The organism is Sporosarcina jiandibaonis (assembly GCF_013184495.1).
GTDB lineage: Bacteria > Bacillota > Bacilli > Bacillales_A > Planococcaceae > Sporosarcina > Sporosarcina jiandibaonis.
Genome location: NZ_JAAOIY010000001.1, coordinates 1,402,711 through 1,425,971 on the forward strand (window position 1 = coordinate 1,402,711; position 23,261 = coordinate 1,425,971).

The following is a 23,261-nucleotide window of genomic DNA, read 5'->3' on the forward strand; positions in this document are numbered from 1 at the left end:
ACCTTTTATTCCTTAGTCCATTCCAATAGAGACGTATTGTGATTCCAAGAAAGCTTCTAAACCTTCATGACCGCCTTCTCTTCCTAGGCCACTTTCCTTCATTCCGCCGAATGGCACCTGAGCCGCAGATGGCATCCCATCATTCCAACCGACAATTCCGAAATTCAGCTGTTCAATTAATAACGTACCTTTAGCAACACTTTCAGTAAAAACATAAGCCGCTAAGCCATACTTCGTATCATTCGCTAATCGAATAGCCTCTTCTATTGTCTCAAACTTTTGAACCGGAGCCACTGGACCGAACGTTTCTTCCTGCATGATCACCATGGATGAATCTACGCCACTAATTACAGTTGGCGCATAGAAAGTTCCGCCTTCTTCTGTTAACTCTCTTCCACCAGTTACTAGCGTAGCCCCTTTTGATAGCGCATCCGCCACTTGATCAGCTACCTTATCCACACTGCTTTGATTGATCAATGGACCAATATCAACATTCTCATTGGTGCCATCTCCTACTTTTAATTGATCCACGGCGGTTGTAAACTTCTCTAAAAACACATCATGGATACCCGCCTGCACATAAATTCGATTGCCACAGACACAAGTCTGACCCGCATTTCTAAATTTCGATGCCAGTACACCTTTTACTGCGGCGTCGACATTCGCATCATCCAATATAATGATTGGTGCATGCCCGCCTAGTTCCATTGATAAGCGTTTGACTTGATCAGCACTTTGTCTAATTAAGAGTTTGCCGACTTCCGTCGATCCTGTAAATGTAACTTTTTGAACTTTTTCATTCTCCATGATCGCATTTCCTATTTTCGAGGAAGAGCCTGTCACTAAGTTAATAACACCTTTGGGAAATCCAGCTTCTTCACATAGTTCCACCAATTTAACAGCCGTTAAGGGACTCTCCCCCGATGGTTTGATAACAATTGTACAACCTGCCGCCAATGCAGGGCCCATCTTCCGCGTCAACATAGCTAATGGAAAATTCCACGGCGTGATTGCTGCCACCACGCCAACAGGTCTTTTCCATACTTGCATACGTTTATTGGCAATATGAGAGGGAACCGTTTCCCCGTAAATCCTCTTGCCCTCTTCTGCATACCATTCAATATATGTAGCGGATGAAGCCGCCTCTCCTCTTGACTCTCTAATAGGCTTGCCCATCTCAAGCGTCATCACTTGCGCCAATTCCTCTTGGTTTTTCAAAATGAGGTCATTCAATCTTTTTAAATACATCGCCCGCTCGTACGCGGTCGTTTGAGACCATGTTTGAAACGCCGCGTGCGCGCTAGCAATCGCCTGATTTGCTTCATCTTCCCCACCGATTGGAACCGTCCCTACAACTTGACCATTCGCCGGATTAACCACTTCTAATTTCTCAAGCTCTTTTCCAATCCATTCCCCGTTGATATACATTAAGTCATCTTTCATCTGACATTCACCCCTACTTCATTTGTTTGAATGAACTACGAAACTCATTCCTCATCTTCTTGAAATATGCGGTCTAGCTCCTTATTCATATACGTATCCGAGTTTTCAGGTCCAGTGCTGTTCATCGATACTTTGTACAACACTACACCCAGTATGGTCCATACAATAATGATGACCCATTCATACGGCCAAACTAATGCAGATGGCATACCTGGCATATACAATACACAGATGCCTATCGACATGAGTAATGCAACCCAACCAATTACGCCGCCTCCACGAAGCAAGAATGGCCTCTTCATCTCTGGAGCTTTCTTTCGGAGTATTAAGAACGATGCCGCCACCATAAACCAAGCAATAACCAATGCGAGCCCGCCCGCGTCAACCAACCAAACGAGCGCCGGTCTACCGAATAATGGTGCCATCGTAGTAAGCACGGCTATTAACAGGATTGCTTTATGAGGTGTATTGTATTTCGGATGTAAATCTCCTAATGATTTAGGAAGCATTCCAGCTTTTGCAAGCGCATAAATCGCGCGGCTTCCTCCAACATAGAAACCAATCCAACTCGTTAATATTCCGCCCACTCCACCGAGTACAAGTACATTCCCCATCATTTTACTACCACCGAAAGCTTTCGCCATTGCATCCGCTGTAACTAAATTGGAATTATTTATTTCCGTTGGCGTCAAAACTCGCGATACGCCAAATATGATAGAAATATACCAAGCAATTGCAAGAAAAACCGAGAAGATGAGTAATTTCCCGATTCTTTTCCGCGGTAAATTAATCTCTTCGGCAGCTTGCGGAATGATATCAAATCCAACAAACATGAAAGGCGTCATGATTAATACAATTAATATTCCCACTGTGCCTTTTTCAAACAACGGTTGCATATTCGCGACGTTTCCGGCAATTGAACTACCTGTAATCAACAAGACGCCCGAGATTATAATTAATAACGTAAGAAGAAATGTTAGGATACTTGCTAACTTAATCCCCCTATAGTTAACCCAAGCGATGAGAATCGAACCGATTACACCTACCGCTACCCAAGTGAAATTGACATCCCAGCCTGCAATTGTGTACATATAACCTTGACTGTAATTAGGGGCCAAGTATTCAAAAACAGTCGGAAGTGCAACAGCCTCAAAAGCTACTACAGATACATAGCCAAGTACAATCGCCCAGGTTGTGATAAAGGAAGGAAGCCTTCCCATCGCTTTAAAAGAGTAAAATAGCTCGCCCCCAGCAAGCGGAATGGCCGAAGCCAGTTCCGCATAAGTGAGCCCGACAAAGACAACCATCATACCACCGATTAGGAATGCAATAATCGCTCCTACTGATCCTGCCTCGGTTATCCAAAGGCCCGCAGTGACAACCCAGCCCCAACCTATCATTGCACCAAATGCCAATGCAAGAACATCCCTGTTCCCCAAAACTTTTAAAAGTTTCTGATCTTCCATTATGTTCCCCCCAGTTTAATCGAACTTATGGTTAACTTTCTAAGACTAGGCTTAATTCACTTGCAACCGATGAAATGGCGTCATGTAATTTCTCTACGAGTGTTTTGATTTGTTCTTCGTTGATTGTTAACGGAGGTGAGAAACAAATAATATCCGTTCCTTCATAAGTGACCGCACGACAGATAACACCTCGTTCATGCAATGCCTCAATCACTTTCGCCGCTACCTTTAGGTCCGGAGAGAATCTTTTATTTGTTTCAGGATCCTCGACTAGCTCCACTGCTCCAAGAAGACCGACCGCGCGAACATCTCCTACAATAGTTGAATCCGCTTTCATCTCTTTGAACTTATTGAGTAACAACTCGCCCATTTTACGGGAATTCTCAACGAGTCCTTCTTTCTCAATGATTTCAATATTTTTCAACGCCACAGCGGCCGCTGTCGGATGTCCACTATACGTAAATCCATGGAACAACGTCCCTTCTGATTTCTCTTTCAGCACATTATGAATCTTGTCTGATACGATGACGCCGCCTAAAGGGATATAACCGCTCGTGACTCCTTTGGCAAATGTCATCATATCCGGTTCAATCCCTGAATGATCAAGACCGAACATCGATCCTGTCCGACCAAAACCAGTAATGACTTCATCGGCTATAAATACAATGCCGTATTCATCACATAATTTCCGGACTTCTTTAAAGTAATCATTCGGAGGAATAAGGACACCGCCCGCTCCCTGAATAGGTTCAGCGATAAATGCCGCAATCGTTTCGGCCCCCTCCGCTTCAATGACTGCCCGAATTGATTCAATAGAGGCTTTCGTTCCTTCCCAATAAGGCGTTTCTGCATGGACAAACCCTACTTGCAAGTCACCCGCCATAGCCCAAAACTCTGGAATTCCAGTTGCACTTGTTGAACCCGCGGCAACTCCGTGGTACCCCCGCTTAAGGGATACGATTTTATTTCGGTTAGGCTGATTTTGGATTTTCCAATAATGGCGAACTAATTTAAATGCAGAGTCATTAGACTCCGATCCTCCTGATGTAAAAAACGTTGCATTTAAACTTGGCGGAGCAAGGTCCGCGAGTTTTTTCGCCAATTGAATAATTGGTTCATGACTAAATGTTGAAAAGGCGGAACTAAACGCCAGTTTGTCCATTTGCTGTTTAGCGGCTTCCCCCAACTCTTTTCGACCATGACCAATATTGACATTCCATAAGGACGACATCGCATCAATGAATACATTCCCTTTTTTATCCGTTAAATAGATGCCCTCTCCCTTTTCAATAATTAACTTAGCCCCTTTTTCCTGTTGTTCCTTAATAGATGAAGTCGGATGAATAAAATGCTTTTTGTCCAATTCAATTAGATTTTCCATATGAATTACCCCCTAATTTTAATTGCTAGTTTATTCTATAAAGCACAGTGTCGACTGTACGAATACGACAGACGACACTGTTTTAAAAATTTATGATTTAACCAATTTTTCTCCCCAACTCGGTAACATCTTGTTCAACTGTTTATCCTCACGATAGCCCATGACATACTCCGCCTGCATAATTGTATGGATTTCACGTGTACCTTCGTAAATAACCGGCGCCTTCGAGTTGCGTAAATAACGTTCAACCGGATACTCATCTGAATAACCATTTGCCCCATGGATTTGGACTGCATCGTCTGCTGCTTGATTCGCAAAATCACATGCTTGCCACTTTGCGAGTGACGTTTCTCTCGTATTACGTTTTCCTTCGTTTTTCAATGTTCCAGCGCGGTAAACGAGTAATCTGCTCATTTGGAAACCTGCTTCCATGTTTGCAAGCATTTGTTGAACGAGCTGATGCTTGCCGATTTCTTTTCCGAATGTTTTGCGAACATTACAATATTCAACACTAGCTTCCATGCACGCCATAATCTGGCCGACCGCACCTGCGGCAACTGTGAATCGTCCGTTATCCAATGAGGCCATTGCAATTTTAAACCCTTCGCCTTCTTCACCGAGCAAATTCTCTTTTGGCACTTTAACATCTTCAAAAAATAACTCGCCTGTATTTCCGGCACGGATTCCTAGTTTCCCTTTTGTCGCAACGGATGAAAAACCTTCCCAAGTTCGTTCTACGATAAAGGCGGAGATTGCTTTATGCTTTTCGGAACGGTCTCCTGTGTATGCAAATACGAGGAAGTTATCCGCGACATCACATAACGAAATCCATGTCTTTTGGCCATTTAAAATATAATGATCCCCGTCTTTCACGGCAGTCGTTTGAAGCGCCGCCACATCAGACCCGGCTGCGGGTTCTGTTAATCCAAAAGCTCCAATTTGTTCACCTTTTGCTTGAGGCACCAAGTATTTTTGCTTTTGCTCTTCATTTCCCCACTGCAAAATTGATAGGCTGTTTAAGCCGATATGAACGGAAACGGCCGTACGGAACGCCGTATCTCCTCTTTCCAACTCTTCACAAACAATCGCTAGTGAATTATAGTCCATGCCGCTGCCGCCGTATTCTTCTGGTATACAAACGCCCATTAATCCAAGATCTGCAAGCTTTTTATAAATCGCCGGATCCGATTTTCCCTCGCAATCCCATTGCCCGATATGCGGCATGATTTCCTTATCTACAAATCCTCTTACCGTGCTGCGCAACATTGTTTGTTCTTCTGTGAATGAAAAATTCATTAGTTGTTCTCCCCTTTTTAATGTGTTGTTTTATTCATACCAATACAATCCATGATTTCTTCTTGATGCTCCCCCGGATTCGGAGGATGGTGTTTAATCTCGACAGGCGTCCGAGAAAGCTTCAAAGGACTGCCTATCATCTTTATGGACCCCGCTGTCGGATGGTCGTGCGTGATGAACATATTTCGCGATTGAAGTTGTTCATCATTTACAACTTCTTCCAAGTTTTGAATCGGTCCGCTCGGGATGTTATTTTCCCGGCATTTCTCTTGCCAATACGCTGTCGATTTCGTCACAAAAACCTCTTGAAGTTTTGGTATTAATTCCTCCCGATACTTCACACGTTCCGGATTCGTCTTAAATCGGGAATCCTTCGCAATCTCTGATTCGCCAAGTACATGACAGAGTGCTTTAAACTGGTTGTCATTTCCCACCGCAATGACCATTTCACCATCAAATGTTCTGAATGTCTGATACGGAACAATATTTGCATGCTCATTGCCAAGCGCGGTCGGAATTTCTTCAGACATCAAATAGTTGCTTCCGATATTCACTAATGCACTGACCGCGGTATCATACAAAGCGATATCTAATTTCTGTCCTTTCCCCGATCGCACGCGTTCTAGCAAAGCGGCCTGAATCCCAATACATGCATACAGGCCGGTCAAAATGTCTGTTATTGCAACGCCCGATTTTTGTGGACCAGACTCCTTTGTTCCCGTGATGCTCATGAGGCCGCTCATTGCTTGGATAATAAAATCATAACCAGGCATGTCGCGGCTTGGACCAGTTTCTCCAAAACCTGTAATCGAACAATATACGATACGTGGATTTAGTTCATAAAGCGTATCGTAGCCCAGCCCGAATCTTTCCATCGTCCCCGTTTTAAAATTGTGAATAACAACATCACTTTCACGCACGAGTTTTTTTACGACCTCGACGCCTTCTTCAGTCTTTAAATCAAGCGTAATTGATTTCTTGTTCCGGTTCGCAGTCAAATAGTAAGCGCTAACATCATTTTTAAATGGAGGGCCCCATCCGCGGGTTTCATCGCTCCCGTTAGGCGCTTCTACTTTAATAACCTCTGCGCCAAGATCGCCCAAAATCATTGTGCAATAGGGACCCGCTAGAACCCTTGACAGATCAAGTACTTTAATCGTATTTAGTGCTCCAGCCACATTTTCACTCCCACTCTTTATTGAATTACAAAAAGCCAATTCAAAAAGACTACAGTTTTTCTGTAAGTCGATTTGAACTGGCTTTTATCTGTGGTGATAGTTCCGATAAAGGATTATCAGCAGACTAGGCAGTTTTTGGCTTTCGGTTAATGCTGATCATGTGCAATGAACGTTTGAACGTTTCAACATGATTCGTTATTTCTTATACTAGTACATGGATAGTAATTTGTAAACATAATTATTTAATTAATTTAAATGTTCTATATAAATTGAACAGATAGTCTCCCGTTAGACTGATTGCTTCGACACACCCTTCATTTCAATATAAGTGCAATATTGTTTATACAAATCTTTCAACGCTGAAATTAACGCATTCCCCGCTTTTCCTAAATAATGATTTCTCACAATCTCAACTGGCTTATCAATGCCGTCTTGTAAACTATACCCTCTTAGCATTTGTTGAACAAATTCCTGTCCATGCATCGTTGCCAATGTACAGCTAGCAGTGACAATCACGCCATATTGCTTATCGATTTCTGCTGTAATCGTCAGTGTTTCATACATATTCTGCGCTGCCATACCAGATGGAAGACGCGCGTGCCCTGCTATAAAAATAGTATTCATATACATCAAATCCTTTCTATCACTTATACAATAATAACATGAATCGAAGATATAATTTAGTAAATTCAAACTAAAGTGGAATTAGTTAATATTAATTCAGGATTAAAAAAAGTATCTGTGTGAGAACCAATTATGACAATGCATTGAATTACTATAATAATACACGAAAAGATAGAGAATATTGCTATTACTGAGTTCATGTTTTAACTCATACAGTCGTTGTGAATATTCTTAATAGTGTCATGCACAGGCACCCGATATTTATATGAAACTATGCTATTCAGAAAAATGTCCAAATTGCAAGGGGCACCGTCACCCATTCGACCACCAACAACAATTCTGCGTAAAATAGCCAGTACCGCATTAAAATCATTTATTTCTTCTGCTCTACCAATGTAATCTCGATTTACTGCATTAAGCCTTCTAAACTTTTCTCCATCCCAGGATTCAAATTCTTAAAGTGAGAGCTGACTAATTGTTTGGATACCAGCTCGCTTCCCACGGATACTATAATTTGCAGTGGAAATTAACTCATCTATTAAATCCCTGCAAACAGAAAATAATTCAGGATTCTTTTTCATGAATCTAAAGTCGATATCGAATTTTAAACACTACAAAATAGCGGGCATTTCGTCGAAACCAATCTGAATTTGTCGATAAAAAAGGGTATCTTTTACCTATCTTCTATTCTATACTAAAGTCGTAGAGTTGTTCGATATGTTGATGTGGCCACCAATTGTATCAGAACATCGACTTCTACTTAAAGTGGTTAATTAATCATAATTAAGATGTTGTCCGGTAAGCGATGAAGTACAGCTTGTATGCGGCACTTCGGTTATATGGATCAAATAGTGTAACTGAACTTTAACGTAGGGGTGCTATGAAGCATAGTCTTTACTTGGACACTTGGGCTACGTGGAGCAAATAGTGTAACCGACCCTCTTATTTAACTAATATAATTAAGAGGAGAATGGTAATCATGTTAAAAGTGTGTTCGAAAAAAGTTATTTCTACGATTGTGGCTAGTTCTCTCGTTTTTGGACTAAGTACTGCCGTTATTCATGCTGCTCCAAAAACGGATGCAAAAGAAACTGGGCGGACCGAACAAAATGTCCAAACTGGAGTTATTAGCTTTGATGATATAACAGTAGCCAGATACGCTACAGAAATAACATTAACTGGAACCGTTGTTATCGACGGACCCCAATTAGTCATAACCATTCCCGGTTCAAAAGACACAACGGTTACAAAAGTCGGAGATAAAATATGGAGATATGAAGCAATGATTGATGTATCTACCACTAAAGGTGATGCAGATATTGAGATTGCAGCCCATACAATTTACGCGAATGGGAAGCATGCCGGAAGCATTCATACAAGCGCACCTACGGCAAGTCAAAAGATTCATGTACCGTTTGTAACAACTACTGTTGTCGAAAACACTGTTTGGACTGCTTATGATCGTTCAACTAATGAATTCACATTGTCTTATGACGAGGTTCAAAATTGGTCAGTAGGTGATCCTGTAGTTACAGCAAAGACAATGGATGTTAGAGGTTCGGATTCAACAGTAACAGTTCTAGGTACTGACCTTGACGTGCCAATTGCAAATCAGGAATTTGTATTCTCAACGGAAGCTCCAACTTGGGTATTCGATGGCGAAACCTACTCGGTTACATTTAACATCTTAATTACCGATAGCAGAGGCCAAACTTCGACTAATTCAGTTACAAAAAGCGGATTAACGCCCGGCCAAGTGAATACTATTTCTCATTCTGTTACTGACGATTTTGGGGAGATCACTAAATCCCAAGAATTCACAGCGCCTCAAGTTCCAGTTGTTGACGTGGTTGCTGTTCAGTTAAATGATTTACAATTATCTCCTGAAAGACATAATAAGAATCAGTTTAAGGTTTTAGCAACATATACCGTGCTTTATTCTGATGGTTCGACTAACAATGTTACAAACGAAGTCTTAGATGGTAATATTGCCGATCCGAATTCGCAAAGCCAAAACTCATCATCAAAAGATTTCAATATTGGTGGATTTACTTATACTGTTACTCTAACTTATCACACTGGTACAATGACGTATGATGCATCTGCTGTTTTAAAAAATTAAATCAATAGGGCTGTTTAGAAAGTTGTTTTCACTAACTTTCCAGACAGCCCTTTCAGTTTTACTATAGATGTAAAAGAGGTACCTGTAGTCTAGCCCCCCCTTTTCGGACAGTGAATAATTATTATTAACGCACCATACCTTCTGTCTTTAAATAAGGGGTCGGCATCAAATAACCCAGTCTCTTTTGACTGCGTTCTTCGTTAAAATAAGTAATAAAATTCGCCAAATCATCGATTACTTGTCCAGCTGAATCTACAGGAAACAGATGCGGAAATTCCGTCTTCAAATAAGAGAAGTAACTCCCAATTATAATATTTCCTTTGTTATCCTTTGTCCATTATAAGGGGGCTGAGCACTGTGCAAGGTGCAATTATGACTATTCACGACTTTGGATAAAAACTCAAGGGGATATCGACAAAGCGTTACATTCGATATCCCCTTTTTTTATGCAATTGTAGCGTATTGTCTGAATAGTGTCTTGCGCAGGTACCTAAAAAGGTTGCGAGGAAAAGAATCCCCGCAACCTTTGTTAGTTAAAAATTATTTTACTACCAGCGAGCTGTCAACATTTTTCTTCTTGTGTAAAATTCTACGCCGTCTGATCCATTTGCGTGCAAGTCGCCGTAGAAGGAGTTTTTCCATCCTGAGAATGGGAAGAATGCCATTGGCGCAGGGACTCCTAAGTTTACGCCGAGCATTCCGACTTCGATGTTTTCACGGAAGTAACGAACGCTATGACCGCTTTGCGTAAATAGGCATGCTCCGTTTCCGAAGTCGGATTTATTCGTGAGCTCAATTGCTTCTTCAAGTGTTTCAACACGAACAATTGATAGTACCGGAGCGAAAATTTCTTCTTTCCAAATTTTCATCTCTGTTGTCACATTGTCGAAAATTGTTGGCCCGATAAAGTAACCATCATTTGTCATGCACTCGTCTTCACGTCCATCACGTAATAGTTTCGCGCCTTCTTCTTGACCCACTTTAATATAATTAGCCGTTTTTTCTTTATGTTCCGGACGGATTACCGGTCCAAGGAATACGCCATCGTCCATTCCGTTACCGATTTTAATATCGTCCGCAGCTTGCATCAGTTTTTCAATAAGTGGCTCGGCAACATCTCCAACCGCAACAACAACCGCACAGGCCATGCATCTTTCGCCCGCTGAACCGTAAGCTGCTCCGATTATTTCTTTAACAGATGCATCTAAATCTGCATCCGGCATGACGATCGAGTGGTTTTTCGCGCCTGCCAATGCTTGTACGCGTTTCCCGTGACTTGCGCCTGTTTTATACACGTATTCCGCTACCGGCTCTGACCCAACAAATGAAATTGCCGGAATATCTTTATGCTCAAGAATGCGATTTACAACGTCATGGGCACCGTGAACAATGTTAAATACGCCGTCCGGAAGACCTGCTTCTTGCAATAATTCAGCCAAGCGATTAGCAAGAAGCGGCGTTCTTTCTGAAGGCTTCAAAATAAAGGAGTTACCCATTGCGATCGCCAGCGGGAACATCCAGCAAGGTACCATCATCGGGAAGTTGAATGGTGTAATTCCACCAACAACCCCTACTGGATAACGATACATGCCCGACTCGATATTCGTTGCGATATCAGGTAATTGTTTCCCCATCATCAGTGACGGAGCACCTGCTGCGAATTCAACACACTCGATTCCACGTTGCACTTCGCCGCGCGCTTCGTTAAAACTTTTTCCATTTTCAATCGTGATCAATTCAGCAAGTTCATCCCAATTGTCTACAAGAAGCTGTTGATATTTGAATAAAACCCGTGCTCTTCTCGGTACAGCTGTTTTACTCCATGTGCGGAACGCTTCTGACGCCGCCTGAACTGCATCGTTTACATCGTCCGCAGTTGAAATTGGAACTTCCGCTAAAATTTCACCCGTTGCAGGATTCGGTACTTGATCATACTTCTCTGTTTTCGCTTCTACCCATTCACCGTTAATAAAGTTTTTCAAAATATTTTTTGTCATTGTTTATTCCTCCTTAAAATATTGAATACAGAATAACTGCCAAGAACATTACAATCGTCGGAATGATGACACTTAATATAAATATCGGTCCGTACGCCCGTTTATGCGTTTCTCCGCTAATCGCCCGGATTGTCGTCACTACATATCCGTTATGCGGCAGCGAATCCAGACCGCCTGATGCAAGCGCTGAAACTCGGTGCATAGCGCCCGGATCAATTCCTTGGGCCATATAAATTGGCGCCAAGATTGGCAATGCGATACCGAGACCGCCGGAAGCAGATCCTGTAATGCCGCAAATTAATGTAACTGCAATCGCAAGCCCTAACATTGGCGGACCTGGAATACTCATGAGTGCATCTACTACACTATCAAATGCGTTCACTTGGGCAGCAACGCTACCAAACCCGACGACTGCACATGTATTGGCCGCCGCGACTAATGCATCTTGCGCCCCTTGAGCCAATGCATCCCAGAAATGTTTCAAGTATTTAGCCATCAACACACTGCCTAGGAAAATACCGCTTGATAATGAAATAAGTGCCGCAGCCGTTGAAGACATAAAGTTAGCCATTATATTCAACACGGCAATTACAGAAATCAGCGGCAATAAGGCCAGTATTACTGGTGGAAGCGCCCCATTATCAACTAGCCCTCCATTTTCTATAGCTACTTGTTCCTTTTCTTTCTTTTCATCTTCTCTTTTCTGAGATTGGCTCGGCAACGAGAAGACCTCGCCTTTTGCTGTAGCTTTTCTGACCATTCGACCAAGGTATAAACCGCCAACTGTCATAATTAGCACGGCCATGAGTACGCCGATCAACCCGCCAGCTGTCGGCTTCGTTCCGAAAAATTGAGTCGGAATCAGGTTTTGAATTTCCGGAGATCCCGGTGCAGTCATTGTGAATGAAATCGAACCGAATACTAAAGCCGCTGGTATGAAACGATGCGGCAAATTAGCTCTTCTGAACAATGAAACTGCGATTGGATAAACCGAAAACCCGACTACAAACAAACTAACGCCACCATACGTCATAATTGCAGCTGCTGCAACAACAGCGAATACTGCACGAGAATGACCTAGTTTATCAGTTACCCACTTTGCAATACTATCGGCTGCTTTGGTACCTTCCATTATCTTACCAAATATGGCTCCTAGTAAAAATATTAGAAACCAATTCGCAAAATACCCTGTAAAACCTGTCATATAGTGCTCAGTCAATGCAGCTTCGAGGTTAATTCCGCCAGTAATGGCGACAACTATTGCACTTATGATAGCCCCGATGATAATATTGACGCCCCTCATCGTTAAGAACATCAATAACGCAAGAGATCCTATTAAACCGATCATACCTAACATATCACTTCACCCCATCAATCCTCTATCTATTGATAGATTTCGCTTCCTGAAAATTGATAGTCGTAACAGGTTCGGTATAATTCTTCGATTTCTTGCTGGCTTGGAACTCGAGGATTATTGCCAGGGCTACCACTATTTAAAGCGTCAACCGCCATTTTACTGATAACGCTTTCAAACTTGTTTTGTTCAATTCCCCAACCTTTCAAATTAGGAATCTTGAGGTCTAAACAAAGATTTCTAATTTGCTCGACTGCGAATTTTGATGCTTCATCGTTAGTCATTTGCGTTGCTTCTTCGGAAAAAATCCGCCCGATTACTGCGAGCCTATCCGTACATTCTTCACGGCTGAACTCAAGTACCGCCGGAAGCAACATCGCATTTGATTCGCCGTGGGGAACATTGAAAAGTGCGCCAATCGGACGAGACATTCCATGAACAAGACCAACAGAAGCATTTGAGAACGCCATTCCTGCATACATGGATCCGATGGACATCCCTTCTCTTGCTTCGACGTCTTCCGGATTTTCATAAGCTCGCTTTAAGTTCTTCACGATTAATGTAATTGCGGATAGTGCAAGTGTATCAGTCAACGGTTGTGCTCTTTTGGATAAATACGCTTCCACAGCATGACATAATGCATCCACTCCTGTTGCCGCCGTCACTTTATCCGGGGAGGACATCGTTAAAAGCGGATCTACAATCGCGACAGCTGGCATAAAGGCTGGTTGCTTGATCATCATTTTTTCGTCGTTGCTTAAATTCGTAATAACCGTTACGTCCGTTGCTTCTGATCCAGTTCCGGCTGTAGTTGGAATCGCGATATGGGGAACCGATGGAACTGCAGCCATCTTTTTTCCTCCCATGTAGTCGCCTATGTACCCGCCGTTCGTTGCAACAACCGCAACTGCTTTTGCCGTATCAATACAACTTCCACCGCCAAGTGAAAGAATGACATCGCAGTTATTTTCTTCGAACAGGGAAAGGGCTTCGTCGACATACTTGTCGCATGGTTCTGATTTCACTCCGATATACGTTACACTTTCGATATTGTTTTCTTTCAAGGATTTTACACATCGTTCTATGTAACCAAGACCTTCCATAATCCCATCACTTACTATTAAAGTTCTTTTTCCTCGGAGGGCCGTTTCTGAACCTACCCGATTAAAAGCATCTCGCCCGTAAACCGTTAATTGTGGCGATCTGAAAAGCTTATAGTTTTCCATTTTCATCACTCCATTCTCCTCACCCTAGTTAAATGCAAGAAGCATGCCAATCTGAATAAAAAACCGAATTTCACATCGAATTTTTAATGTCGAAACAATAAAAACTGGCCTACTTCCCATTCTGACGGCAAGTAAACCTTAATTTTCATTTTTGAATTAATCCATCTGTGAAAACTAAAAAAAAATAACCCCTACACTTTCCCATCAAATGTGTAGGGGCATCACTACAGTAACCGACACTGTGTAGTCACTACACTACACATTAACGGATATTGTATTTCCTTAATCGTTGGTACAATGTCGTTCTATGGATACCAAGTTTTATCGCGGCTTGCGATTTATTGCCACCGACTTCTTTCAACGTCTGTAAAATTAGTTGTTTTTCAGCTTCTTCCCCTACAGACTTTGCCTGTTCGATTAAAGAAAGATTCATCTCCGGGTCATCGGTTGATTGCTTTCTCATCACTTTCGGTAAATCGCTGACATCGATCATGTCCTTATCACTCATGATGACAGACTGTTCGATGGTGTTCACCAGTTCCCTTATATTTCCCTTCCATGGATTATTAACTAAAGATGCGACGGCAGCTGAAGTAAACTGTTTTTCCATGATATCGTATTTGGCACATATTTCTTTTGAAAAATGCGCTAACAATGTAGGGATATCTTCTTTTCGATCACGCAAAGGAGGTAAATGCAAACGGATAATATTTAGTCGATAATACAAGTCTTCTCTAAATGTTCCGTCCTCAACCATCTGTTCAAGATTGCGATTCGTTGCTGCAATGACACGAACATCCACGCTATATTTTTTAATACTCCCAACTCGCTCCGCCTCCCTTTCTTGCAAGACACGCAATAATTTCGTTTGCAATAAAAGGGATAACTCTCCAATTTCATCCAGAAAAATTGTTCCATTTTGCGCAAGTTCGAACTTCCCTGGTTTCCCTTCTTTTTTAGCGCCGGTAAAAGCGCCTTCTTCATAACCAAAAAGCTCCGACTCAAACAAGTTTTCAGGTATAGCCCCGCAATTCACACTTATGAATGGGCCATTATAATACGGACTCAAATGATGGATACTCTTCGCAAAAACTTCTTTCCCGGTACCACTTTCCCCGGAAATAAGAATCGTAGCCGCCGTTCTTGCAGCTTTTCGCGCTAATCGCTTTGCTTGTAAAATACTCTCACTCGTTCCAATGATTTGGTCCATCGTAATACGACTATCTTCTGCTATTTCAGTAGTCATCATTTTTGTTTCAGTCTTGTTTTTAATTTTTTCTCTTTGTAACCTATCAAGAATTTCGTAAACTTCTGAGACACCTTCAAAAATTAGCATTCCAATAGCCCCAACAACTTTTCCGTTTTTCCAAAGCGGTATTCGATGGACAACCATAGGCTGACCTTGAATGACTTGGAGCACCCCCCGGTCCGGAATAGCTGTCTTCACTGTCATATGAAGATTCGTATTTTCAATAACCTCTGTTACATGACGACCAATCGCCTCTTCTCTTTTCACACCCGTAAAGCGGCTGTATGCTTCATTAAACTCCAATAAAACCCCATTTTCATCTACAACGGCAATTCCTTCATATGCTTTTTCCAAAATAACATTTAGTGCATCGGCTTTATTCTCGGTTTGCTCTAATTTATAAATATATTTCGAAAATCCATCCAGAATGTCTTGATTAGTCAAAATCCCGACAAGCTGCCCACTATCGTCCACTACTAAAAACTGCTTATGAGGAATTTTAAATAGTTCCAATAAATTTGCATCCTGTTTAACGAGAACTAGATCGTGAATCCGAATATCACTTTTAATTTTTTCATCTGGATTCCCGTGAAGAAATAAATTCATTAACTTCTTTAAAGTGATTAAACCTACCGGATGCCCTAGCTCATCTACCACGGGCAAACAGCTAAGCTGATACTTTTCAATCTTTATTGCGGCTTCCCTATATGTTTTCCCTGCCTCGATTATATGAGGGTACGGCGTCATCCAATGTCCAGCGCTTAGCTTTTCATCATTCTTCTCATCAACTATTTCATTTTGCAGTTCCATTTCTTTCACCCTAATTATAGTTAAATTGTTTTAATATTTTCATTAACTCTATTTTACCACAATTCTAGAAACCGATATTGTGAGAGATACTTTCTGGGAGGTACCTGGAAATAGTGAATTTATGGCCATTCACGACTTTGGATAAGAATCTAAAGGGATTTTGAAAAAGATTTATATAGTCTGAACCCACTTTTTATTTTATACAATTGTAGTGTATTGACTGAATAGCTTCTTGCGCAGGGACCTGACACTCTTGGAAGTTTCTATTGTTAAAATAAGGTATTTTCCCAACAATGACTAGTTCTAACGTCATTGTTTTATTAACTTTAATGGAAATAAACTATAAAAATGGTGACTAATGAAAGAGAAAAATAAATCACTTGATATATAAGATTTTAAAGATGGTACAGAATTTTCCCAATTGCCTAATAACTATCAACTTGATAGAGTTAGGCTAGTACCAAAATTCGCAGTAGAAAGGGGACCTTATTAATGAAAAACTCTTGGAAAATCATCGCTAGTGTTTTACTTGCAATGTCCTTGCTTATTCCGACAACTGGAGCAAGCGCCAGCCAGAATTCATATGACTTAGGGGAACTTAAGGGAAAACAGAAATCTTTCAGAGGTGAGACATTCCGCGTGCTCATCGATACAACTGATTCGAACGTGAGTGCAATTGCCATGGCGGGAATTGAAGTACGCAATCAATTTGGTGGAAACTCATTCACTTCTGATGTAACGGAAAAGGAATTCCAGGCATTAAAAAGTATTCCAGGCGTTAAAGTGGAGAAAGTAGAGATTCTGTCCATACAAGTAGATCAGGATTCTTTGAAACTGAGCAATGATGTAGGGACAACTGCTGCAAGTCAATCCATCCCTTGGGGAATAAAAGCAATCTACAACGATAACTACTTAACACAAACTTCAGGTGGAAATAATGTCCGAATTGCGATACTCGACACAGGCGTCAACATAAAACATGCTGATTTGTACTATAATGCGGAACAATGTAAAGACTTCACGCAAGCTAGAGCAACACTAGTAGACGGGACATGTACTGATAGACAAGGTCATGGGACACATGTTACAGGAACCGCACTTGCTGAAGGTGGAGATGATCGCAAGGGCGTTTATGGCGTCGCGCCTAATGCGAAAATCTGGGCTTACAAAGTATTGGGGGATAACGGAAGCGGATATGCTGATGATATCGCCAATGCAATCCGTCATGTGGCCGATCAAGCGTCCGCACTCAATGTAAAAACAGTCATTAATATGTCGCTAGGGTCTAGCGGTGAAAGCTCCCTAATTACAAACGCGGTGAACTACGCATACAGCAAAGGTGTTTTGATAGTAGCTGCTGCTGGAAATAGCGGTTATGCACCAGGTTCAATAAACTATCCGGCGGCGTTACCAACAGCAATAGCAGTAGCAAACTTGGAAAACGTAATTCAAAATAGCACTTATCGCGTTGCGAACACGTCTTCACGGGGTTACACCGCTACTGCAGGTGATTATGTCATTCAAAAAGGTGATGTTGAAATCTCAGCGCCTGGAACAGCAATTTTCTCAACATGGAGCAATGGAGGTTATGCAACAATAAGCGGGACATCTATGGCTTCCCCGCATGTCGCGGGTTTAGCAGCGAAAATCTGGGCGGAAAATCCAAGTTACACAAATGTACAATTGCGTGCAAACCTTCAAAATCGCGCCAGAGCGTACGACATCAGGGGCGGTCACTATGCAGGTACGGGTGATGATATCGCATCCGGATTTGGTTTTGCGCGAGTAAGGTAGTATAGCAATATTTTATATGTATTTATTTACATTTAGACCCACACTTCTATTCTGGAACTTACAGAAAAAGGGTGAATCAACTACCCGACAGAACAGCAAAATAAAGTGGGAGTCTGCACTAAAGTCGAATGATTAAAACTGAACTGAATTCCTCACTATATAGCCCCCTAATATATTGAGGATTAATTTCACTTTCACACACACCAAATAACCTATGAAAAAGCAGTCCCTTCTATGGGGCTGTTTTCTCATATAATATATTTTCAATTATGTTATAATTTGATTAATCAAAATAATGAGGAGGGGGGTTGGTTTAATGAATTTCGGCTCCATAATAAAATATTATCGTTTACGAAATGGTATGACGCAAGCAGAGCTATCGGAAGGTATTTGCTCCGTTTCACATTTAAGTAAAATTGAATCAAATAAATACAGTCCGCACAAAGAAACGCTTGAAGACTTATTCAAACGAATGAATATCGCTTTGGAAAACGAAATTCATGTTTATAAAAACTTTGAAAGAAAGTTGAAGGAATTTATTGAATATGCAATCTATTACGATTTTGAATCAATGGAAAGGTTATACATGGAGTTGCAGAAAGACGAAGAATATCTGCAGTCAACTGATTTATTGAATAAATATGAGTTGTATAAACTACGTTACTATTTGTTTAAGAAAGAAATGAGTCAAGCAAAACGACAGTTGCTGATGATTGACAAATTGACTCCGACATTTAATGCCTCTGAACAAATTATTTCAGTAGTGTTTTCCATCATGTTTTATATATCCACAGGAGATGACAATCAAGCGGAGAAGCTCTTTTCCAAGATTGATGAATATGCAGATATAAAGAGTATTTCAAATATATTAGGAGGAGAATATTTTTATCAAAGGGCTTGGTTGCTACAAAAAAAGGCTAAATACGACAAGTCATCCTATTATGCGGGTTTTGCCATTAGCCACTTTCAGAAAGATTGTAATTACATCCGGCTTATGCATGCTCAGATGCTCCAAGCAATCAATTTTACGAATCTGGATCACTATTTATGGGCGGAAGAGCTATTTTCTATATTGATGCGCAACACACGGATGATGAGACAGGAAGAGTTGTATCATCAGACACTCTATAATTTCTCTATCTTACAGAAACGCATGGGAAATCATGCAAATGCATATGATTTACTTGTCAAATTAAAAAGTATTATTTCAACGGAATGCGAATTTTATGATTCCGTATTATTAAATATGCTGCACACATCCATTGGGACGAATCGTGAATCGCCACAAACTCTTGAAGAATTACAGGAAAGAGCAAATAGGTCTGATGAACAGTATTTGAAGATCCAATTGAAGTACTTTGAAAATATGAAACTCACTCATCAAGAGCCATATGACTATTGCGAGGAAATCATGTTCCCATTCCTTAGTAGGTTCGACGATATAAGAGAAGGACGAAGAATGGCGTTTCGCCTTGCAAAATATCATAGAGAAAAAGGTAATTACGAGAAAGCGTACTTTTATAATAACTATTTTAATGAAGAAAGGGATGAAAACCATGAAACAAAAGTTTAAAGTATTATTTCTGGTATTATGTTTATTTTCCTCATTTGCAATTAGTAATGCAATAGTCGGCTCTGAAAGGAACGAATTAATTCATGATGCTGTAGAAGCAAATGCCAGAACGGGTGGCCCGGTAGAAATAATGCCGCCACAACCACGAAACCTGTTGTAATAGTAATATTCAAAAGAACATTATTAATGAAAAGTGCCTGTGCGTGGTGCATTTATTACAATTCACCGTAATGGATAATAAGCCTAAGGGATATCGACAAAGTGTTATACAGTCGAAATCCCTTTTTCATTTTATGCAATTGTAGTGTGCTGCCGTAATGTCTTGCTTAGGCACCTTACAATAGAAAAAGAAGGAGTTTTCCTTTTATTGTCGAAAAGTGTCAATATAAAAGGTATTTAATATATTCCCCCCCCATGCCTTTTATGTTCTGCGCGAGGATGTTCACTAATATTAATAGTAGACAGGTCTTTTATATTCCTTTTACGCGGACGTTCCACAAAAGTATTTAGAAAAAATCATGAATGGAGGTTGGTTTATTGTGATGAAGTATGTTCAAAAGCTTGGACGTTCTTTGATGTTGCCTGTGGCTGTATTGCCGGCAGCTGCGATTTTGATGGGGATCGGGTATTGGATCGACCATGATGGATGGGGTGAAGGAAACGTCGTTGCCGCGTTTTTAATTAAGGCTGGTGCTTCTATTATTGACTCCATCCCGATATTATTTGCAGTCGGGGTCGCTTATGGGATGTCTAAAGGCAAAGACGGGGCGTCTGCACTTAGCGGATTGGTTGCGTTCTTGGTTATAACTACTTTGTTAAAGACAGATAGTGTTGCGTTGCTTCAAAGCATTGATGTGGAAAACGTGAACCCGGCTTTTAAAAAGATAGATAATGCTTTTATAGGAATTATTTCTGGGCTTATTGCTTCAGTCATGTACAATCGTTTTAGTCACGTTAAATTGCCGGATTTCTTAGCTTTCTTTAGTGGAAAACGGCTTGCTCCAATCATGTCTGCGGTTGCGATGTTATTTGTTTCAGCTGTATTGTTCTTTGTTTGGCCTCTTGTCTATGGTGCCTTAGTTTCTTTTGGTACAGGAATCAGTGGATTGGGTAGTGTAGGTGCAGGCCTTTATGGTTTCTTTAACCGTTTGTTAATTCCAACGGGATTGCATCACGCTTTGAATGCGGTATTTTGGTTTGACACTATAGGGATCAATGACATCGGAAAGTTCTGGGATGGTTCGGGAACCAAAGGCGTCACCGGCATGTATCAGGCGGGCTTCTTCCCTATTATGATGTTCGGTTTGCCGGCCGCAGCACTTGCTATGTATCATACTGCTAAAACAACTAGAAGAAAACAGACGGCATCACTCATGTTAGCGGCAGGATTTGCGGCATTTTTCACAGGTGTTACGGAGCCAATTGAATTTGCATTTATGTTCCTTGCGCCGGCTCTATACCTTGTGCATGCCGCGTTAACAGGTTTGTCTTTATTCATCGCTGCAACATTTAAGTGGACTGCAGGATTTGGATTTAGTGCAGGGTTTATCGACTTTTTCTTAAGTTCGAGACTACCCCTCGCGAATAATCCTTTAATGCTGATTGTTCAAGGGCTCGTATTTGCAGTCATCTACTATTTCCTATTCAGATTTCTAATCACTACATTCGACTTGAAAACACCTGGTCGTGGTGATGATGAGGATTATGATGAGCAGGAGCTCGAAAATGACGTACAGACTGAAAATAAATTCACGAACATGGCGGCTAAAATTCATGACGGGTTGGGCGGTAATGATAACATCACATCGATCGACTTCTGTGCAACACGGTTACGCGTTGAAGTAAAAGATATGGACGCTGTAGACCAAAAGAAGATTAAAAGCACAGGTGTCCCAGGCATCAATGTTGTCGGTCCGCAAAGCATTCAAGTGATCGTCGGCACAAGCGTCCAGTTTGTCGCGGATGAAATCGAGAAAATGCGTAAATAAGGTACCATTGCGTGTTGTAATTATGAATAAAAAGTCAAAGGGATATCGACAAAGTTTTATATAGTCGATATCCCCTTTTATATTTTATGCAATTATAGTGTATTTTTCTGAATAGGTATGTGACAAAAAGTTATCGCTCAAGTTTATTTTCTTGAATAAAATCTTTTAAAATACCACCTAAATTCGGTGTACTCACTTCGTCTAATTCATAGTGAACACGCGTATAAGGTTTATTAATCGAAATGATTCGAGATAAATCCATCGGTGTTCCAATGATTACTGCATCACAGTCAGCCTGATTGATGGTTTCTTCGAGATCCTTCAATTGTTGTTCTCCGTACCCCATCGCTGGAAGAACGTTTCCAATATGCTGGTATTTTTCAAACGTTTCGATTAACGTACCAACTGCAAATGGACGTGCGTCAATGATTTCTTTCGCACCTAAACGCTCAGCCGCAAGAATACCCGCACCAATATTCATCTCGCCATGCGTCAGCGTCGGGCCATCTTCAACGACTAATACACGTTTTCCAACAATACTTTCAGGATTATCGACTGTAATCATTGATTCGGCTTTAATAATGGTGCTGTTCGGACTTACTTGTTTTATATTATTTTCAACGATTTGGACGGCCTCTGCTGTTGCACTATCGACTTTGTTTATGATCGCAACATCGGTTGTTCTTAAACAGACTTCTCCAGGATAGTATTTTAGTTCATGTCCAGGGCGATGCGGGTCCAACACAGTCACTGCCAAATCAGGTTCGAAGAAAGAAAAATCATTATTCCCCCCGTCCCATAAAATAACATCACAACCATCTGGATCATTTTCAGCTGCCTTTAAAATATCTGCATAATCAACACCTGCATACACGATATTTCCGCGTGCAACATGCGGTTCATACTCTTCCATTTCTTCAATCGTACAATTATGTTTCTTCAAGTCTTCCACTGTCGCAAAACGCTGAACACGCTGCGCATTTAAATCGCCATATGGCATCGGATGTCTAACCGCGATGACTTTCAAATCATGCTCAAGTAACGTTTCGATAACTTTTCGTGCCGTTTGACTTTTACCCGTTCCGGTTCGTACTGCGCAAACAGATATGACGGGCTTATTACTTTTTAACATCGTGCTTTTCGGACCAAGTACAGTAAAGTTAGCACCCGCTGCATTCACAATCGCACTCACGCCCATCACATCTTCATAACTGATATCACTGTATGCAAAAACACATTCATCCACTTTCAACTCTTTTATCAATTCTGCTAATTGATCTTGCGAATAAATCGGAATCCCTTCTGGATATAGTTCACCAGCTAATTCACTTGGATATTTACGTCCATCGATATCAGGAATTTGCGTTGCCGTAAAAGCAACAACATTATACGCTTCATTATTTCGATAATGCACATTAAAATTGTGAAAATCCCTTCCTGCAGCGCCTATAATTAGTACATTTTTTCTTTTCATATGTATGCCCTCCTACAATTACAATTACTAGTTATAATTATAACTCTTTTCGTATTTAAATACGAGCACTTTTTGTAATAAATAGATATTTTTCGCTTTTAAGGTACCTATGTACGGTGCAATTGTGATTATGGATGAAAATTCAAAGGGATATCGACAATGTGTATTGAACTGCTCCCTGTCAAGTAGACAGTGGAAATAATAAAATGGTTCTAAGCGGCTTTAGCTCTATATTCTATAGGGCTAAGGCCGTTTAATTTTTCTTGGTATCTCTCATAATTGTAAA

17 protein-coding genes and 1 riboswitch are annotated in these 23,261 nt (G+C 41.0%); of the genes, 5 read left to right on the forward strand and 12 right to left on the reverse strand.

Going from position 1 to position 23,261, the window contains the following annotated elements; genetic code table 11:
* Positions 1-12: 12 nt before the first annotated feature.
* The 6 genes from G8782_RS06995 to G8782_RS07020 all read right to left on the reverse strand — a co-directional run bounded on the left by G8782_RS06995 (position 13) and on the right by G8782_RS07020 (position 7,388).
* Positions 13-1,443 carry an NAD-dependent succinate-semialdehyde dehydrogenase gene (locus G8782_RS06995; protein WP_172370139.1) on the reverse strand — a complete coding sequence of 477 codons (1,431 nt, stop codon included), beginning with the start codon at positions 1,441-1,443 and terminating at the stop codon, positions 13-15.
* Positions 1,444-1,487: 44 nt separating this feature from the next.
* Complete coding sequence (locus G8782_RS07000; RefSeq protein ID WP_172370140.1) at positions 1,488-2,909, reverse strand: APC family permease; 1,422 nt, start codon at positions 2,907-2,909, stop codon at positions 1,488-1,490.
* A 31-nt stretch (positions 2,910-2,940) separates the two neighbouring features.
* Positions 2,941-4,290 carry an aminotransferase family protein gene (locus G8782_RS07005; RefSeq protein WP_172370141.1) on the reverse strand — a complete coding sequence of 450 codons (1,350 nt, stop codon included), beginning with the start codon at positions 4,288-4,290 and terminating at the stop codon, positions 2,941-2,943.
* A gap of 90 nt (positions 4,291-4,380) precedes the next feature.
* The gene (locus G8782_RS07010) at positions 4,381-5,586 is read right to left on the reverse strand and encodes an acyl-CoA dehydrogenase family protein (RefSeq protein WP_172370142.1); all 1,206 of its coding nucleotides are present in this window, start codon (positions 5,584-5,586) and stop codon (positions 4,381-4,383) included.
* A gap of 17 nt (positions 5,587-5,603) precedes the next feature.
* A complete protein-coding gene (locus G8782_RS07015) occupies positions 5,604-6,764 on the reverse strand; it encodes a CoA transferase (RefSeq protein ID WP_172370143.1) in 1,161 nt (386 codons plus the stop codon).
* A gap of 288 nt (positions 6,765-7,052) precedes the next feature.
* Complete coding sequence (locus G8782_RS07020; protein ID WP_172370144.1) at positions 7,053-7,388, reverse strand: DUF3870 domain-containing protein; 336 nt, start codon at positions 7,386-7,388, stop codon at positions 7,053-7,055.
* An 864-nt stretch (positions 7,389-8,252) separates the two neighbouring features.
* A riboswitch (cyclic di-GMP riboswitch) is annotated at positions 8,253-8,336 on the forward strand.
* 31 nt (positions 8,337-8,367) lie between these two features.
* On the opposite strand from G8782_RS07020, the gene G8782_RS07025 reads away from it, so the two are divergent.
* Complete coding sequence (locus G8782_RS07025) at positions 8,368-9,510, forward strand: hypothetical protein (protein WP_172370145.1); 1,143 nt, start codon at positions 8,368-8,370, stop codon at positions 9,508-9,510.
* A gap of 124 nt (positions 9,511-9,634) precedes the next feature.
* Here the strand turns inward: G8782_RS07025 and G8782_RS07030 are convergent, their stop codons facing one another.
* From G8782_RS07030 to G8782_RS07050, 5 genes are all read right to left on the reverse strand, one after another.
* The gene (locus tag G8782_RS07030; RefSeq protein ID WP_343034999.1) at positions 9,635-9,823 is read right to left on the reverse strand and encodes an IS3 family transposase; all 189 of its coding nucleotides are present in this window, start codon (positions 9,821-9,823) and stop codon (positions 9,635-9,637) included.
* 235 nt (positions 9,824-10,058) lie between these two features.
* On the reverse strand, positions 10,059-11,507 hold the full coding sequence (locus G8782_RS07035) for a CoA-acylating methylmalonate-semialdehyde dehydrogenase (RefSeq protein WP_172370147.1): 1,449 nt from the start codon (positions 11,505-11,507) through the stop codon (positions 10,059-10,061).
* 13 nt (positions 11,508-11,520) lie between these two features.
* Entirely contained in the window at positions 11,521-12,864 is a 1,344-nt protein-coding gene (locus tag G8782_RS07040) for a GntP family permease (RefSeq protein WP_172370148.1), read from the reverse strand.
* 26 nt (positions 12,865-12,890) lie between these two features.
* A complete protein-coding gene (locus G8782_RS07045) occupies positions 12,891-14,087 on the reverse strand; it encodes an iron-containing alcohol dehydrogenase (RefSeq protein ID WP_172370149.1) in 1,197 nt (398 codons plus the stop codon).
* Between the two features lie 262 nt (positions 14,088-14,349).
* A complete protein-coding gene (locus tag G8782_RS07050; RefSeq protein ID WP_172370150.1) occupies positions 14,350-16,146 on the reverse strand; it encodes a sigma-54-dependent Fis family transcriptional regulator in 1,797 nt (598 codons plus the stop codon).
* Positions 16,147-16,638: 492 nt separating this feature from the next.
* Between G8782_RS07050 and G8782_RS07055 the strand changes: the two genes are divergently transcribed.
* The 4 genes from G8782_RS07055 to nagE all read left to right on the forward strand — a co-directional run bounded on the left by G8782_RS07055 (position 16,639) and on the right by nagE (position 21,501).
* Complete coding sequence (locus tag G8782_RS07055; RefSeq protein ID WP_172370151.1) at positions 16,639-17,940, forward strand: S8 family peptidase; 1,302 nt, start codon at positions 16,639-16,641, stop codon at positions 17,938-17,940.
* Between the two features lie 316 nt (positions 17,941-18,256).
* On the forward strand, positions 18,257-19,513 hold the full coding sequence (locus G8782_RS07060; protein ID WP_172370152.1) for a helix-turn-helix domain-containing protein: 1,257 nt from the start codon (positions 18,257-18,259) through the stop codon (positions 19,511-19,513).
* Positions 19,497-19,673: a hypothetical protein gene (locus G8782_RS07065; RefSeq protein ID WP_172370153.1), complete on the forward strand. Its 177-nt coding sequence runs from the start codon at positions 19,497-19,499 to the stop codon at positions 19,671-19,673. Before G8782_RS07060 ends, G8782_RS07065 begins: the two co-directional genes overlap by 17 nt.
* Before the next feature lie 379 nt (positions 19,674-20,052).
* Positions 20,053-21,501 carry an N-acetylglucosamine-specific PTS transporter subunit IIBC gene (nagE, locus tag G8782_RS07070; RefSeq protein ID WP_172370154.1) on the forward strand — a complete coding sequence of 483 codons (1,449 nt, stop codon included), beginning with the start codon at positions 20,053-20,055 and terminating at the stop codon, positions 21,499-21,501.
* A 130-nt stretch (positions 21,502-21,631) separates the two neighbouring features.
* On the opposite strand, the gene G8782_RS07075 is transcribed toward nagE, so the two are convergent.
* Positions 21,632-22,975 (reverse strand): cyclic 2,3-diphosphoglycerate synthase, encoded by a 1,344-nt coding sequence (locus G8782_RS07075; protein WP_172370155.1) that lies wholly within the window; start codon positions 22,973-22,975, stop codon positions 21,632-21,634.
* Positions 22,976-23,261: the final 286 nt, after the last annotated feature.